Below are 14,883 nucleotides of genomic sequence, written 5' to 3'. Positions count from 1 at the left end.
GCTACTATTGTCGAGGCTCGTGAGCGGTTCTCCGTGACGAGCACACCGGGGTGTGGCGCAGCTTGGTAGCGCGCCTCGTTCGGGACGAGGAGGTCGTGGGTTCGAATCCCGCTACCCCGACCGGTGAGAAGCCCGGCCAGGATCGATGATCCGGCCGGGCTTCGTCGTTCCCGGGGCGTTCTCGGAATTCTGCTGTGGCGGGGCTCGCCCGCAGGCGGATGCTCGCCCGGGCCGGAGCCCGGTCGACGACGGAGCCGGCGCGATCACCGCCCCGCGCTCTCCGGCTCGAGCACCCCTGTCGGCGTCCCGAGCGTCCTGCGCACGGGCGTGCCTCCAGCCCACTCCCCCGCGCCTCCCGGCCCGATCCCAGCAGCCGGGAGCGAGACTGTTCTTCCGCCGTCGTCGCCGCCCCCGCCCGACGACCGACGAGAGGAGCACCGTGACCCGGTCGCTCACCCGCCTCACCCTCGCCATCGGCGTGCCTTACGTGGTCGCGCTCGCAGCGATCGCCTTCTGGCCGACGCCCGTCGATGCGGGAGTGCGGGGGGATCTCGGCCGGGTGACCTCCTGGTTCGCCCGGCACGGCCTCCCGATGGTCGACTACGCGTTCATCGAGTCGACTGCCAACATCGCCCTGTTCGTGCCCCTGGGGCTGCTCCTGGCCCTCAACCTGCGGCTCCGGAGGGCGTGGGTCGCCGTCGCCGTCGGCGCCGTCGTGAGCTCGCTCATCGAGGCGGGCCAGCTGCTCTTCCTCTCGGCGCGCTTCGCGACCGTCGACGACGTCGTGATGAACACCTCCGGCGCGCTTCTCGGCGCGGTCGCTGGCGTCCTGCTCCGGATGGTCGTCCGCGCACGACGACGCCGGAGGGCGGCGGAGTGGGACGACGCCTTCGCGCACATCCCCCTCCGCGGCACCTCCGGCGTCGTGGCGGATCAGCCGAGCCGCGTCCGCTGAGACGACGGCTCCGCCGCGTCAGCGGCCGAGGCCGCGGTACTCCCAGCCGGCCGCACGCCAGGCGGCGGGGTCGAGGCAGTTGCGACCGTCGACGAGGAAGGTGTTGGCCACCTTCGCCGCCGTGGCCGCGGGGTCGAGGGCGCGGAACTGCTTCCACTCCGTCACGACGACCACGGCGTCGGCACCGGCCAGCGCCTCGTCGACGTCGGTCGTGTAGGTGATCTCGGGGTAGCGGCGGCGCGAGTTCTCGATCGCCTCGGGGTCGGTCGCGACCACGGTCGCACCGAGGTCGTGCAGGCGAGCGGCGACGTCGAGCGACGGCGAGTCGCGGATGTCGTCCGACTCCGGCTTGAACGCCAGACCGAGCACCGCGATGCGGCGGCCCTCGACGGAGCCGCCCAGGCCCTCGGTGACGAGGTCGACGACGCGCTGCCGGCGACGCAGGTTGATCGCGTCGACCTCTTTGAGGAAGGCGACGGACTCGCCGACGCCGAGCTCGTCGGCGCGGGCCGAGAAGGCGCGGATGTCCTTCGGGAGGCAGCCGCCTCCGAAGCCGATGCCCGCGTTCAGGAAGCGGCGGCCGATCCGCACGTCGTAGCCGATCGCGTCGGCGAGCTGCGTGACGTCCGCGCCGGTGACCTCCGCGATCTCGGCGATCGCGTTGATGAACGAGATCTTGGTCGCGAGGAAGGCGTTGGCCGAGACCTTCACCAGCTCGGCGGTGGCGTAGTCGGTGACCACGAGCGGGGTCTCGGCCGCGAGCGCCGTCGCGTAGACCTCGTCGAGGGTCGCCTTCGCCGCTGCTCCGGCCTCGCCCGCGGGCACGCCGTAGACGAGCCGGTCGGGGCTGATCGTGTCCTTGACCGCGAAGCCCTCGCGGAGGAACTCGGGGTTCCAGGCGAGGGTCGCACCGGAGGAGGCGATGCGGTCGGCCAGGCGGGCGGCGGTGCCGACGGGGACGGTCGACTTGCCGACGACGAGGGAGTCCGCCTCGAGGTAGGGCAGGAGACCGTCGATCGCCGAGTCGACGTAGGTCATGTCCGCAGCGTTCTCCCCCGGCTTCTGCGGGGTGCCGACGGCGACGAAGTGCACGGCCGCACCGGCGGCGTCGGCCATGTCGGTCGAGAAGCGCAGGCGCCCGGAGGCGACGCCGGAGGACAGCAGCTCCGGGAGGCCGGGCTCGAAGAACGGCGCGGTGCCGGCGGCCAGGGCGTCGATCTTCTTCTGGTCGACGTCGATGCCGATGACGTCGTGGCCGAGCTCGGCCATGGCGGCAGCGTGGACGGCACCGAGGTAGCCGCAGCCGATGACAGAAAGCTTCACAGGGGTTCTCCGAATCGTGGCGGGTTCGTGTCGCGGTCGCGACGGTGAGGAGGAGCGATGCGATGCGGCGAGGCGTCAGCGCGCCCGCGGACGCGCGACTACCGCCGCGCCAATGCTCTCAGATCGCGGGAGACGTCGGCGACAGCCGCCGCGATCTGCGCCGCCACGCGCTCGTGCACGGCCTCGCTGCGGCCGATCGGGTCCTCGATGTCGTCGCCGCCCTCGCCCCGCGGGGCGCGCCCGCGGTGGGCGGCGGCGAGCCGCACGACGGCGCGGAGCCGCGCGGCGGGGTCCTCGACCGTCGGCAGCGGCACCTCCCGCAGCACGAACGGCAGCACGCGGGCGAACTCGAGCAGCGTGAAGCCGCGGAGGAGGAGCGACGGGAAGCGCCGGGAGGCGTCGACCAGGTGGTCGCGCGTCATCGTGAGCAGGAGGTCGGCGTCGCCGGCGATCGCGTCGCCGAGCACCGCGCTCGTGTGCGCGGCCGGGTCTCCCCCGTGCTGAGCCGAGAAGCGGGCCGAGACCGGGTCCATCGGCAGTCCGTCGCGCGTCCTCACTCCGGCGCTCGTGAACGCGAAGAGCGGACCTCCCGCGGGTGATGTCGCGTCGGCGAGTGCGGCGCGCAGCAGCTGCTCCGCCATCGGCGACCGGCAGATGTTGCCGGTGCAGACCGAGAGCACGGTGAAGACGGGGGCGGCGGAGGCGGCGACCGGTTCGTCCGGTCGCCAGCTCCGGCGGGCGGGGCGGGCGGAGTCGTCTCCCGGGAAGATCATCGCGGGGCGCTCAGGCCGAGGTCGACGCGGGCTCGGGCTCGACGGCCGTGTCCGGGCGGGCACCCGATCGCTCGGAGCCGTAGTAGCTCGTGTAGTAGTAGCCGTAGCCCCGGCCGACCTGGCCGCGCGCGGGCACGCGGTTGAGGATCACGCCGAGGGTGTGGCCGCTGACCCGCTCGAGGTTCTGGATCGCCTTGCCCAGCTCGTCGGTCGTCGTCCTGCCCGCGGAGATGACCACGAGCGCGCCGTCGGTGCGGGCGGTGAGGATGGCGCCGTCCGTGACGGGCAGGAGCGGCGGCGCATCGACGAGCACGATGGCCTCGCGAGCGATCTCGTGCAGGAGGATGTCCATGCCGTTGGAGCCGAGCAGCTCGGACGGGTTCGGCGGGATCGACCCGGCTCCGAGCACCCAGAGGTTGCCGGACGGGCCCCACGGCTGCAGGACGTCCTGCAGTTCCGCCTTGCCGATCAGCAGGTCGGTCAGGCCGACGCCGGGAACGAGGCCGAACGACTTGGCGACGGTGGGCTTGCGGAGGTCGCCATCGACGACGACGGTCCGCTGGCCGGAGGCGGCGAGCGTCACCGCGAGGTTCGCGGTCACCGTCGACTTGCCGTCCGAGGGCAGCGGGCTCGTCACGACGATGATGCGCGGCGGGCTGTCGATGTTCATGAACTGCAGGTTCGTGCGGAGCTCGCGCAGCGCCTCGGCGAGTGCGTGCTTGCCGTCGGCCTTGATGTAGTCGGTCGTGTCGGCCTCGGGGACGATGCGGTTGGTCTCGCTGAGGCGCTTGTCGACGGGGAGGGTGCCGACCACGGGGAGGTCGAACAGGCGCTCGACCATCTCGGCGGTGCGGATGCGCCGGTCCAGCGTGTTGCGGACGAACGCGTAGACGAGACCGAGGACGAGGCCCGCGAGCGCGCCGACCGCGAGGACGAGGCGCAGGTTCGGGAACGCCGGCGAGGACGGGAGCGCCGCGGCCTGCAGGACGGTGAGGGAGACCGTGTCGCCGACGCCCGTCTCCTGGTTGACCTGCTGCACCTTGGTGGCGATGGCCGCGACCCAGGCGTCGGCGAGCTTCTGCGCGCCCTCGGGGGTGGAGGCGGTGGCGCTGACCTTCATCACCGGGGCGACCGTGTCGGCCTGCACCGTGATCGCCGAGATCAGCGTGGCGGGCGAGACGTCGAGGCCGAGGCTGTCGATCGCGATCTGCGCCACGTCGCGCGAGGTGGCGATCGGGACGTACGTGGCGAGGCTCGACTTGGCGACGGACTGCGCGATCTGCTGCGTGTAGATCGCCTGGCTGTCGTCGGCACCGGTGGTGGCGACGGAGACCAGGCCCTGCGAGTCGGCGACGTACCGCGGCTTCTGCGTCAGCGACCAGCCGAAGGCGACGAGAGTGCCGAGGAGGATCGCCGCGACGATCGGGATCCAGTGGTCGCGCAGCAGCCGGAGGACGTCTCGAAGTTCCACAGAGTCAGATTTCCTTCGCTGGTACGGATCACGCGGCGGGCGCCGGCGACGGGTTCTTCCGAATTCTGACACAGCGCTTCCGCGCCCTCGGCGCCAGGCGCGTCAACCGTGCCACCCGTCGGGGGTGGGCTGCGGCGGAGTCCCTCTCGTGATCACTCCGCGGCCCTCGAGCTCGACGACCGCCGACTCGACGACCGCCTCCGCATCGACGCCGGCGGGCGGCGGGCCCGCCTCCTCGAGCACCGCGGCGACGAGACCGGGCAGATCGGAGCCCCGGCCGGCGTGGCGCCAGATCGTCGGGCCGATGCCGGACAGGCGCACGAGGGTGCCGCCGCAGAACACGAGCAGCTGGCCGTCGGCGAGCTCCACCGCGTCGTCCGCAGGGGTGCGCAGGACGGTGCCGGGCAGGGCCTCGCCCACAGGGTCGAGCTGCACGGAGACCACCTCGGACCAGGCGGACGGGGCCTCGGCGCCGAGGGACGCGAAGACCTCCTCGACCAGGTGCACCACGCTTGCGGCCTCGGAGTAGACCAGTCGCCGGACGCCGCCCAGCGCCGAGAGGGTGCGGACGAGATCGGCGATCGGCCGCGGTCGGGCCGAGAGGTACGAGGTCTGCGGCACCAGATCCTCGATCGCGTCGACCGGGTCGACGTGCTCGAGGAAGGGCGTCCCGACGCCGTCGCGGCGCTCGAGCAGCAGGACGCCCGCCAGACGCAGGGGCGCCTCCGGGACCGGTCGGAGGGCGAGCGACCCGGGGGCCAGCTGCGCCTTCGGCGCCGATCCGGTCAGCGGCTTCACCGACAGCGGCTTGGGATAGGGCAGGACGCGCCCCTCCGGGGTCACGCCGACCGTCTCGTCGGTGACGTAGCCGAAGCGGGACCCGAGCGTCCGGGCGATGGTGGTCTTGCCGGTCCCGGAGGCGGCGACGAAGGCCAGCACGCGGCCGGACTCGTCGGAGATCCCGCAGGCGTGGAGCATCAGCAGGTCGGCGCGCCGGGCGCCGATCGCCTCGAGGGTCAGGGTCGAGGTCAGGGACTCCTCGAGCTGCGCGAGCGTGGCGCTCGAGACCCGGGGCGAGCCGTCGACCGGGACGGAGGGATCGTGCCCCACCTCGGCGAGGACGTCGCGTGCTCCCGCGTCGGGCTCGGACGCGCAGGCGGCCCAGCTGTCGGCGATCCGCGCCGCGTCCTCGTCGCCGACGCCGCGTCCGAAGACCACGCGGAACGGGGTCTCGAGGACCGAGACGGACAGGGTGCGGGGCTCGGCGCCCCTCCCCCCGGCGATCAGTACGCCCCGTCGCGGGCGAGGACGGCGCGCGCGGTCTTGAAGAGGATGACGATGTCGCCGGTCATCGACCAGTTCTCGACGTAGTACAGGTCGAGGCGGACGGTGTCCTCCCACGAGAGGTTCGAGCGTCCGCTGACCTGCCAGAGCCCGGTGATGCCCGGCTTCATCAGGAAGCGGCGGTGCACGTGCTCCTCGTACTGCTCGACCTCGCGGGCCAGCGGCGGGCGGGGGCCGATCAGGGACATGTCGCCGCGGAAGACGTTCAGGAACTGGGGCAGCTCGTCGAGGCTGAAGCGCCGGAGGATCGCACCCACCCGGGTGACGCGGGGGTCCTTCGCCATCTTGAAGAGGATCGAGTTCCCCTCCGCACGCTGCTGCGACGCGAGAGCCGCCAGTCGCGCCTCCGCGTCGACGACCATCGAGCGGAACTTCAGCATCTCGAAGGTCGCGCCGTTCAGGCCGATGCGCTCCTGCCGGAAGAGCACGGGCCCGGGGCTGGTGACCTTGACCAGCACGGCGATGACGACGAGCACCGGCGCGCTGAGGATGATCAGCATGGTCGACGCCAGGATGTCGAAGAGGCGCTTGGCGAACCGCTGGCGGCCGTCGAAGCGCGGGGTCTCGACGTGGATCAGCGGAAGGCCCGCGACGGGGCGGGTGTGGATGCGCGGACCGCCGATGTCGGTGAGGCTCGGCGCCACGACGAGGTGCTCGCGCCCGGGCTCGAGCGTCCAGCTCAGCTCGCGGATCCGCTGCGGCGCCAGCTCGTCGGAGCTCGTGACGACCACCGTGTCGGCACCGGTGGCGTCCATTACGGCGCGGACGCCGTCGATCCCGGTGAACCCGTGGACCGCGAGGCCCGAGAGCTCCTGCTCGCTCCGCAGCGCGTCCGCACCGCCGACCGAGGTCGAGACGGCGCCGACGAGCTTGTAGCCGGCCTCGGTGCCGCGACGCAGCTCGCGCGCGGTGTGCAGGACGCTCGCGCGGGAGCCGAGGAGCACGACCTGGCTCGAGAAGCGGCCCGCCCGGCGCTGCCGGGTGAGCCAGGAGCGCCAGACCAGGCGGCCGACGCAGATCAGCACGATCCCGGCGGGGAACGCCGTGATGATGTAGCCGCGCGCGAGCAGGATCTGGAGCAGGTAGGCGATGATCGCGACGATGCCGAAGAGCCAGATGGAGGCGTCGACGACGCGTCGGTACTCGACGTAGCCGGTGCCGACGATCCGGCGGTCGCGCGTGTCGAAGATCTGGAGGGCGAGGAGCCAGCCGACCGACAGGGCGACGGACACCCAGGTGTAGCTGACCGCGATGTCGGCGGGATTCTTGAACCCCAGATCAGAGTTCAGGTTCAGGTCGAACCAGAAGAGCTGCGTGCCGAAGACGGAGAGGACGATCGCGACGACGTCCGTGATGAGCAGCCGTCGCCGGTAGTCCTGCTCCCACGACGGCCGACGCCTCAGCGGTGCCCCTTGCGCCGTCATCGTTTCCCCCGACCTTTCCTGCTGCTTCGAAAGGCGTAATTCCGTTTCCGGTGTTGTCACGTCGTCAGGCTACCCACTTCCTCGTTTCGGAGGGGTGTCGCGCCGGTGAGGAACGCTCGACCGGTCACCCGCGGAGCCGGCCGCGGCTCTCCTGGAGGTAGCACGCGCCGCACAGCGACTCGTAGGTGACCGCCGTTCCGTCGATCGCGACCTGATCGCCGTCGAAGACGAAGCGGCCGTCCACGACGCGCCCGTTGAAGATCGCTTTGCGCCCGCACCGGCAGATCGTCTTCAGCTCCTCGAGGCTGTGGGCGATCTCCAGGAGCCGCCTGCTTCCCGGGAACGCGGCGGTGCGGAAGTCCGTGCGGATGCCGTACGCCAGGACGGGCACGTTCTCGAGGATGGCGATCCGGAGCAGATCATCGACGTGCGACTCCGGCAGGAACTGCGCCTCGTCGACGAGCAGAGCGCTCACGTCGCGCTTCGACTCGGCCAGCACGCGGGCCCGGGCGGCGGTGAAGACGGCCACCGGGTCCCCGTCGGGCTCGAACAGGATGTCCACCGGACGGGTCACGCCGAGCCGCGACACGATCAGCTCCTCGCCCTTCGTGTCGACGGCCGGCTTGGCCAGCAGCACCCGGTGCCCGCGCTCCTCGTAGTTGTGCGCGGCCTGCAGGAGCGACGTGCTCTTCCCGCTGTTCATCGCTCCGTAGCGGAAGTACAGCTTGGCCATCAGGTCTCCTCGGGGCGGGTCCGGAGGCGGGGCCCCCGGGGTGAGCAGGGGCCGGTCACGGGAGGAACCCGTCCTCGCCGGCGCGGCGGATCAGATCGGCCCGGCGGCTCGCGGGCCTGCCGACGGCGACGTACTTGCGGCGCACGCGCTGCAGATAGGTCTTCGCGGTCTCGAACTGCACGTTCATCTTGGCGGCGACCTCGGGGGTGCTCGATCCGGACGCGTAGAGGCGCAGCGCCTCCAGCTCGCCGGCGCTGAGCCGTGGGCGCTGCTGCGCCGCGACTCCGGACGGCAGGGGCCGCCACTGCGCGGACGAGACGTCGGCAGAGCGCATCTCGAGAGCGGCGCGGGTCTGCTCCATCACCTCGGCGAGCGGGCGCGACTTCGCCAGGTGCCGCACGGCTCCGGCCTTCAGGGCGCGCTCGCGGACCTCGTCGTCCTCGCTCGCGGAGAGCGCCACGACCGCGGCTCCGGCCGCCCGGCAGGTCCGGATCCGCGCCTCGATCGAGATCGGCTCGCGCAGCTCGGCGTCCATCACGACCACCTGGGTGGGGAAGACAGCGCTCGTCACCAGGTCGTGCCAGGTGGAGGCGGCCACGACGACCTCGAAGTCCGGGGCGTGGGTGCGGATCCACGCGCTCGTCGCCGCGAGCAGGTCCTCGCGCGGGTCGAGCAGGCCGAGCCGGACCGCACGGGGTGCCGCGTCGCGGGCGCTCCGGGCGGAGGAGCCCGAGGGCTCACCGGAGCGGGTGACCATGCGGACGATCCTAGCCGCGGCCGGGCCCGCCCCCGGCTCAGAACAGCGTCGGCTGCCCGACGCCGGGCAGGATCGCGGCGCGCTCCGGTCCGAGCTCCCCGACCAGCAGCCCGTCGTGCTGGAGGGAGCGCCGCTCGCCGCCGAGGGTCCGCAGCGTCCCCAGCGAATTCAGGGCGGAGGACTTGACGGAGCCGGTGGCCGGGTCCTCCTCGCCGCGCTCGAGCCCGTGCGCGCGCATCAGCGGGCGGATGCGCGCGGAGAGCCAGCGCCGGTACTCGAGAGGCGCGTAGGCGTCGCGGCCCGGGTAGAGCGCTCGGTACTTGTCGACCAGCTCGGGGTGCTCCTGCCCGAGCCACTGCAGGAACCACTCCTTCACCCCGGGCTTGAGGTAGAGGGTCGAGTACATGATCGTGCTGGCGCCCGCCTCGCGGCAGGCCCGGAGCGACTCGTCGAGGTGCGCCCGTGTGTCGGTGAGGAACGGCAGGATCGGCATGAGGAACACCGAGCAGTCGAAGCCGGCCTCCCGTGCCGCCGTCACCGTCGCCAGCCTGGCCGCCGCGGTCGGCGCACCCGGCTCGACGGAGCGCTGGAGGCCCTCGTCGTAGACGGCGATCGAGACTCCGAGGTCGACCGGGACGTGCTCGGCGGCCTCGCGGAGCAGCGGCAGGTCTCGCCGCAGCAGCGAGCCCTTCGTGAGGATCGAGATCGGGGTGCCCGAGGCGGCGAGCGCGGCGATGATGCCCGGCATCAGCCGGTAGCGGCCCTCGGCGCGCTGGTACGGATCGGTGTTGGTGCCGAGTGCCACGGGGTGCCGCTCCCAGCTCGGCTTCGCGAGCTCCCGGGTGAGGACCTCGGCGACGTTCACCTTCACGACGATCTGCGAGTCGAAGTCGCGGCCGCCGTCGAACTCGAGGTACTCGTGCGTGGGCCGGGCGAAGCAGTAGGTGCAGGCGTGGGTGCAGCCGCGCATCGGGTTGATGCTCCAGCCGAACGGCATCTTCGAGGAGGTGTGCACGCGGTTGAGCGCCGACTTCGCGAGCACCTCGTAGAAGGTGATGCCCTCGAACTCCGGCGTGCGCACCGTCCGCACCAGGTCGGTGAGCTTGACGAGCCCGGGCAGCGCGGCCTCGTCGGCCGTGCCGATCGACTGCCCGCTCCACCTCATGGAGCCATTAGAACATACGTTCGAGCGGGTCGCAGCCGATCAGACCGAGGCGGACAGCTCCAGCGTCTCGGCGGTCGCGGTGACCGTCTGCTCGGCCTTCTCGGGCGCGTCGTTGAGTGTCGAGCCGTAGCTCGGCACCAGCGCGCGGATCCGCGGCTCCCAGGCCTTCATCCGGTCGGGGAAGCACTTCTGCACGATGTCGAGCATGATCGGCACGGCGGTCGAGGCTCCGGGCGAGGCGCCGAGCAGGCCGGCGATCGTGCCGTCCCCTCCGGTGATGACCTCGGTGCCGAACTGCAGCACGCCGCCCTTCTTCTCGTCCTTCTTCATCACCTGGACGCGCTGGCCGGCGGTGATCAGGTACCAGTCCTCGTCGCGGGCGGTGGGCAGGAACTCGCGCAGGGCCTTCATCTTCTTGCCACGGCCGGCGAGCACCTCGCCGATCAGGTACTTCATCAGGTCGAGGTTGTCGCGGGCGACCGCGAGCATCGGGCCGATGTTGTGCGGCCGGATCGACAGGGGCAGGTCGAGCCACGAGCCCCGCTTCAGGAACTTGGGCGTGAAGCCCGCGTAGGGGCCGAAGAGGAGGGACGACTCGCCGTCGACGACGCGCGCATCGAGGTGCGGCACCGACATCGGGGGCGCGCCGACCGCGGCCTTGCCGTAGACCTTCGCCTTGTGCCGGGCGACCAGCTCGGGGTTGTCGGTGCGGAGGAACTGGCCCGAGATCGGGAAGCCTCCGAAGCCCTTGATCTCGGGGATGCCCGACTTCTGCAGGAGGTGCAGCGCACCGCCGCCGGCGCCGACGAAGACGAAGCGGGCGGTCACCGACTGGGGCGTGCCTCCGACGACCTGCTTGAGGTCGAGGCGCCAGGTGCCGTCCTTCTGCCGGGTGATGTCGGTGACCTCGCGGCCGGTGTCGAGCGTGCCGCCGTGGGCGACGACGTGGTCGAACAGCTGGTGGGTCAGCGAGCCGAAGTCGACGTCGGTGCCGGCCGGCATGCGCGTCGCCGCGTAGGGGCCGCCGCCGGCGGGACGCTGCTCCATCAGCAGGGGCGCCCACTCGTGGATGGTCTTGACGCTCTCGGTGAACTCGATGCCGGCGAACAGCGGCTGGTCCTTGAGGGCCTCGTAGCGCTTCCGGAGGTACTCGACGTTGGCCTCGCCGTGCACGAAGGTCATGTGCGGCGCCGGGTTGATGAAGCTGGAGGGCTCGCGGATGTCGCCGGACTCCACCAGGCTCGACCAGAACTGGCGCGAGATCTGGAACTGCTCGTTGATCTGGATCGCCTTGGCCGGGTCGACGGAGCCGTCGGCCGCCTCGGGCATGTAGTTCAGCTCGCAGAGGGCCGCGTGACCGGTGCCCGCGTTGTTCCACGGGTTCGACGACTCCTGCGCCACGTCGCCGAGGCGCTCGTAGGCGGCGATCGTCCAGTCGGGCTGCAGCTGGGTGATGAGGGCGCCGAGCGTGGCGCTCATGATGCCCCCACCGATGAGGGCGACGTCGACCGGTTCCGAGGAGTTCACGAGAGTCGAGTTTACGCTCGCCCGAGCACGCCGCGGCGGGGAGGGGCCCCGCTCCCCCATCAAATTCGCGGCTTTTCCACCCGGAAGGGGCCGGAGCGCTCGGCGCCGGCCCCGTCCACGCCGGTCAGGACACGGGCTGCTTCGCCGCGATGAGCTCGGCGATCTGCACGGCGTTCAGTGCCGCGCCCTTGCGGAGGTTGTCGTTGCTGATGAAGAGCGCGAGGCCGCGTCCCTCCGGAGCACCCTCGTCGGCGCGGATGCGGCCGACGAAGCTCGGGTCCTTGCCCGCGGCCTCCAGCGGAGTCGGCACCTCGCGCAGCACGACGCCGGGCGCGTCGGCCAGCAGCTCGCGAGCACGCTCGGGGCTGAGGGCGGAGGCGAACTCTGCGTTGACGGAGAGCGAGTGGCCGGTGAACACGGGGACGCGCACGCAGGTGCCCGAGACCAGCAGCTCCGGGAGCTCGAGGATGCGGCGGCTCTCGTTGCGGAGCTTCTTCTCCTCGTCGGTCTCGTTCGAGCCGTCCTCGACCAGGCTCCCCGCGAAGGGGATGACGTCGAAGGCGATCGGGGCGACGTACTTGTCCGGCGCGGGGAAGTCGACCGCCGAGCCGTCGTGCACCAGGTCGAGCAGGTGCTCGTCGGCGACGGCGGCGCGGACCTGGCCGGCCAGCTCGTTCGCTCCGGCCAGTCCGCTGCCGGACACGGCCTGGTAGGTGCTGACGATCAGGCGCGTGAGCCCCGCCTCGCGGTCGAGGACCTTGAGGATCGGCATCGCGGCCATCGTGGTGCAGTTGGGGTTGGCGATGATGCCCTTGACCGCCTGGTCGATGGCGTGGGGATTCACCTCGCTGACGACCAGCGGGACCTCGGGGTCCATCCGCCACGCGCTGGAGTTGTCGATCACGGTGACGCCGGCCGCGGCGAAGCGGGGCGCCTGCGCGCGCGAGCCCGTGGCTCCGGCCGAGAACAGGGCGATGTCGAGCCCCGACGGATCGGCGGTCTCCACGTCCTCGACCACGACGTCCTCGCCGCGGAACGGCAGCGTCGTGCCCGCCGAGCGGGCGGTGGCGAAGAAGCGGATGGACGCGATCGGGAAGTCGCGCTCCTCGAGGAGGCGGCGCATCACCTTCCCGACCTGGCCGGTCGCGCCGACGACGCCCACGTGGAGGGGGGTGCTGCTCATGCTGTGCTCTTTCGTCCGTGCGGCGCGCGGGCCGCTCGTGGCGGGGGGATCGAGGGAGAGGGTACCGGTCGCTCCGGCCGCTCGGGAGGAACGGCCGGATCGCGAGGGTGTCCGGCCGTCAGCGGCCGGTGCCGGCGTAGACGACGGCCTCGTCCTCGGCGTCGAGCCCGAAGGCGGTGTGCACGACGCGCAGGGCCTCGTTCACGGTGTCGGCGCGGGTGACGACCGAGATGCGGATCTCGCTCGTGGAGATCATCTCGATGTTGATCCCGGCCTCGTAGAGGGAGCGGAACAGCTTCGCGGACACGCCGGCGTTGGTGCGCATCCCGGCGCCCACGAGCGCGAGCTTGGCGATCTGGTCGTCGTACTGCAGGGACTCGAAGCCGACCTCGTCCTTCTCGGCGTTGAGAGCCATGAGGACCGTCTGGCCGTCGGCCTTGGGCAGGGTGAACGAGATGTCGGTGCGGGCGGTGGCCGCAGCCGACACGTTCTGCACGATCATGTCGATGTTCGAGCCGGTCTTGGCCACGATCGTGAAGATCTGCGCGGCCTTGCCCGGGATGTCGGGGACTCCGACGACGGTGATCTTCGCCTCGTTCAGGTCGGCGGCGACTCCGGCGATGATGGGCTCTTCCACGGCTTGTCCGTTCTGCTCGGCGCCGGCGGTCTCGGCGTTGTAGACGATGGTGCCCTCGTTGGGGCTGAAGGAGGAGCGCACGTGGAGCGTGACTCCGTGGCGGCGGGCGAACTCGACGGCGCGGATGTGCAGCACCTTCGCGCCCGCGGCGGCCAGCTCGAGCATCTCCTCGCTGGTGATGCGGTCGAGCTTGCGGGCCTTCTTGACGACCCGCGGGTCGGCGGTGAAGACGCCGTCGACGTCGGTGTAGATCTCGCAGGTGTCGGCGCCGAGTCCCGCGGCGAGCGCGACGGCGGTGGTGTCCGAGCCGCCGCGGCCGAGGGTGGTGATGTCCTTCGTGTCGCGGTTGAAGCCCTGGAAGCCCGCGACGATGACGACGGCGTTCTCGTCGAGCGCCTCGCGGAGGCGGACCGGGGTGATGTCGACGATGCGGGCGGCGCCGTGCTGCGCGTCCGTGATCATGCCGGCCTGGCTGCCGGTGAAGGAGCGGGCCTCGAAGCCCATGCTCTTGATCGCCATCGCCAGCAGCGCCATCGAGATGCGCTCGCCCGAGGAGAGCAGCATGTCGAGCTCGCGGGGGGCGGGGATGGGAGTGACCTGGTGGGCGAGCTCGAGCAGGTCGTCGGTGGTGTCGCCCATGGCCGAGACGGCGACGACCACGTCGTTGCCCGCCTGCTTGGTGGCGACGATCCGCTTCGCGACCCGCTTGATGCTCTCCGCGTCGGCGACGGAGGACCCGCCGAACTTCTGGACGATCAGGCTCACGTGCTGCTCCCGTGTCGGTGGCTGGACCGCCGTCGCGACCCGACGGGCGAGTCTACCGGTCGACCGCATGCCGGAGCGGTCATGCGACTCCGGCGGCCGCGTCAGTTCTCGACGAGCCGGCGGCCCTCGAAGGCGCGGCCGAGGGTGATCTCGTCGGCGTACTCGAGGTCTCCGCCGACGGGCAGCCCGGAGGCCAGGCGGGTGATGCGGATGCCGAGGGTGCTGAGCATGCGCGAGAGGTAGGTCGCCGTCGCCTCGCCCTCGAGGTTCGGGTCGGTCGCGATGATGACCTCCTGCACCTCGCCGTCCGCGAGCCGCTGCAGCAGCTGGCGGATGCGGAGCTGATCCGGGCCGATGCCGTCGATCGGGCTGATCGCGCCGCCGAGCACGTGGTAGAGCCCACGGAACTCGCGGGTGCGCTCGATCGCCGGGACGTCCTTCGCCTCCTCCACGACGCAGATGACGGCGCGGCTGCGGCGCGGATCGCGGCAGATCCCGCAGGTCGCCTCCTCCGCCACGTTCCCGCAGATGTCGCAGAAGTGCACACGGCCGCGCAGCTCGAGCAGGATCTCGGCGAGCCGGGTGACGTCGAACGTCTCGGTCTGCAGGATGTGGAACGCGATGCGCTGGGCGGACTTCGGGCCGATGCCGGGGAGCCGGCCGAGCTCGTCGATCAGCTCCTGGACGATGCCTTCGTACATGCGGTCGCCTCCTCTCGGGTGGGGCGGACGGGGGTGGCGGTGCGGGCGGCGGAGGAGCGGCGGGGTCTCACGCGCCGCCGAGGCGGGAAGCGCGTCCGCCGGCGAGCACGACCGCGTCGAAGCGG

13 protein-coding genes and 1 tRNA gene are annotated in these 14,883 nt (G+C 71.7%); 2 read left to right on the top strand and 12 right to left on the bottom strand.

Going from position 1 to position 14,883, the window contains the following annotated elements; all coding sequences use genetic code 11:
• Positions 1 to 46: 46 nt before the first annotated feature.
• Both C5C53_RS10615 and C5C53_RS17460 read left to right on the top strand, forming a co-directional pair.
• Positions 47 to 120, top strand: a tRNA-Pro gene (locus C5C53_RS10615).
• A 319-nt stretch (positions 121 to 439) separates the two neighbouring features.
• The gene (locus C5C53_RS17460; RefSeq protein WP_244229599.1) at positions 440 to 955 is read left to right on the top strand and encodes a VanZ family protein; all 516 of its coding nucleotides are present in this window, start codon (positions 440 to 442) and stop codon (positions 953 to 955) included.
• 18 nt (positions 956 to 973) lie between these two features.
• On the opposite strand, the gene C5C53_RS10605 is transcribed toward C5C53_RS17460, so the two are convergent.
• The 12 genes from C5C53_RS10605 to recR all read right to left on the bottom strand — a co-directional run bounded on the left by C5C53_RS10605 (position 974) and on the right by recR (position 14,758).
• On the bottom strand, positions 974 to 2,278 hold the full coding sequence (locus C5C53_RS10605) for a UDP-glucose/GDP-mannose dehydrogenase family protein (protein ID WP_104222179.1): 1,305 nt from the start codon (positions 2,276 to 2,278) through the stop codon (positions 974 to 976).
• A gap of 98 nt (positions 2,279 to 2,376) precedes the next feature.
• Positions 2,377 to 3,051, bottom strand: a complete 675-nt coding sequence (locus C5C53_RS10600; RefSeq protein WP_104267504.1) for a low molecular weight phosphatase family protein — start codon at positions 3,049 to 3,051, stop codon at positions 2,377 to 2,379.
• A gap of 10 nt (positions 3,052 to 3,061) precedes the next feature.
• Complete coding sequence (locus tag C5C53_RS10595) at positions 3,062 to 4,522, bottom strand: polysaccharide biosynthesis tyrosine autokinase (protein WP_181127754.1); 1,461 nt, start codon at positions 4,520 to 4,522, stop codon at positions 3,062 to 3,064.
• A gap of 102 nt (positions 4,523 to 4,624) precedes the next feature.
• Entirely contained in the window at positions 4,625 to 5,740 is a 1,116-nt protein-coding gene (locus C5C53_RS10590; RefSeq protein WP_104267502.1) for a hypothetical protein, read from the bottom strand.
• 65 nt (positions 5,741 to 5,805) lie between these two features.
• Positions 5,806 to 7,290, bottom strand: coding sequence for a sugar transferase (locus C5C53_RS10585; RefSeq protein ID WP_104267501.1), 1,485 nt, complete (start codon positions 7,288 to 7,290; stop codon positions 5,806 to 5,808).
• 124 nt (positions 7,291 to 7,414) lie between these two features.
• Positions 7,415 to 8,023: a thymidine kinase gene (locus C5C53_RS10580; protein WP_104227256.1), complete on the bottom strand. Its 609-nt coding sequence runs from the start codon at positions 8,021 to 8,023 to the stop codon at positions 7,415 to 7,417.
• Positions 8,024 to 8,078: 55 nt separating this feature from the next.
• Positions 8,079 to 8,780, bottom strand: coding sequence for a LuxR C-terminal-related transcriptional regulator (locus tag C5C53_RS10575; RefSeq protein ID WP_104267500.1), 702 nt, complete (start codon positions 8,778 to 8,780; stop codon positions 8,079 to 8,081).
• A 37-nt stretch (positions 8,781 to 8,817) separates the two neighbouring features.
• Entirely contained in the window at positions 8,818 to 9,945 is a 1,128-nt protein-coding gene (locus tag C5C53_RS10570) for an Rv2578c family radical SAM protein (protein ID WP_104222165.1), read from the bottom strand.
• A 39-nt stretch (positions 9,946 to 9,984) separates the two neighbouring features.
• On the bottom strand, positions 9,985 to 11,532 hold the full coding sequence (locus C5C53_RS10565; protein ID WP_104233746.1) for a malate:quinone oxidoreductase: 1,548 nt from the start codon (positions 11,530 to 11,532) through the stop codon (positions 9,985 to 9,987).
• A gap of 64 nt (positions 11,533 to 11,596) precedes the next feature.
• Complete coding sequence (locus C5C53_RS10560; RefSeq protein WP_104227259.1) at positions 11,597 to 12,655, bottom strand: aspartate-semialdehyde dehydrogenase; 1,059 nt, start codon at positions 12,653 to 12,655, stop codon at positions 11,597 to 11,599.
• A gap of 118 nt (positions 12,656 to 12,773) precedes the next feature.
• Entirely contained in the window at positions 12,774 to 14,057 is a 1,284-nt protein-coding gene (locus C5C53_RS10555) for an aspartate kinase (RefSeq protein WP_104222160.1), read from the bottom strand.
• A gap of 101 nt (positions 14,058 to 14,158) precedes the next feature.
• Positions 14,159 to 14,758, bottom strand: coding sequence for a recombination mediator RecR (gene recR, locus C5C53_RS10550; RefSeq protein ID WP_104222157.1), 600 nt, complete (start codon positions 14,756 to 14,758; stop codon positions 14,159 to 14,161).
• Positions 14,759 to 14,883: the final 125 nt, after the last annotated feature.

The organism is Rathayibacter sp. AY1E3 (assembly GCF_002932235.1).
Lineage (GTDB): Bacteria > Actinomycetota > Actinomycetes > Actinomycetales > Microbacteriaceae > Rathayibacter.
The sequence above is the reverse complement of the archived record's forward strand: the minus strand, read 5'-3'. Positions and strand labels throughout refer to the sequence as shown.

Excerpts from the sequence above, each read along its gene's own strand:
- C5C53_RS10600 (WP_104267504.1), bottom strand. The coding sequence starts at position 3,051 with ATGATCTTCCCGGGAGACGACTCCGCCCGCCCCGCCCGCCGGAGCTGG.
- C5C53_RS10585 (WP_104267501.1), bottom strand. The coding sequence starts at position 7,290 with ATGACGGCGCAAGGGGCACCGCTGAGGCGTCGGCCGTCGTGGGAGCAG.
- C5C53_RS10580 (WP_104227256.1), bottom strand. The coding sequence starts at position 8,023 with ATGGCCAAGCTGTACTTCCGCTACGGAGCGATGAACAGCGGGAAGAGC.
- C5C53_RS10575 (WP_104267500.1), bottom strand. The coding sequence starts at position 8,780 with ATGGTCACCCGCTCCGGTGAGCCCTCGGGCTCCTCCGCCCGGAGCGCC.
- C5C53_RS10570 (WP_104222165.1), bottom strand. The coding sequence starts at position 9,945 with ATGAGGTGGAGCGGGCAGTCGATCGGCACGGCCGACGAGGCCGCGCTG.
- C5C53_RS10565 (WP_104233746.1), bottom strand. The coding sequence starts at position 11,532 with ATGGGGGAGCGGGGCCCCTCCCCGCCGCGGCGTGCTCGGGCGAGCGTA.
- C5C53_RS10560 (WP_104227259.1), bottom strand. The coding sequence starts at position 12,655 with ATGAGCAGCACCCCCCTCCACGTGGGCGTCGTCGGCGCGACCGGCCAG.
- recR (WP_104222157.1), bottom strand. The coding sequence starts at position 14,758 with ATGTACGAAGGCATCGTCCAGGAGCTGATCGACGAGCTCGGCCGGCTC.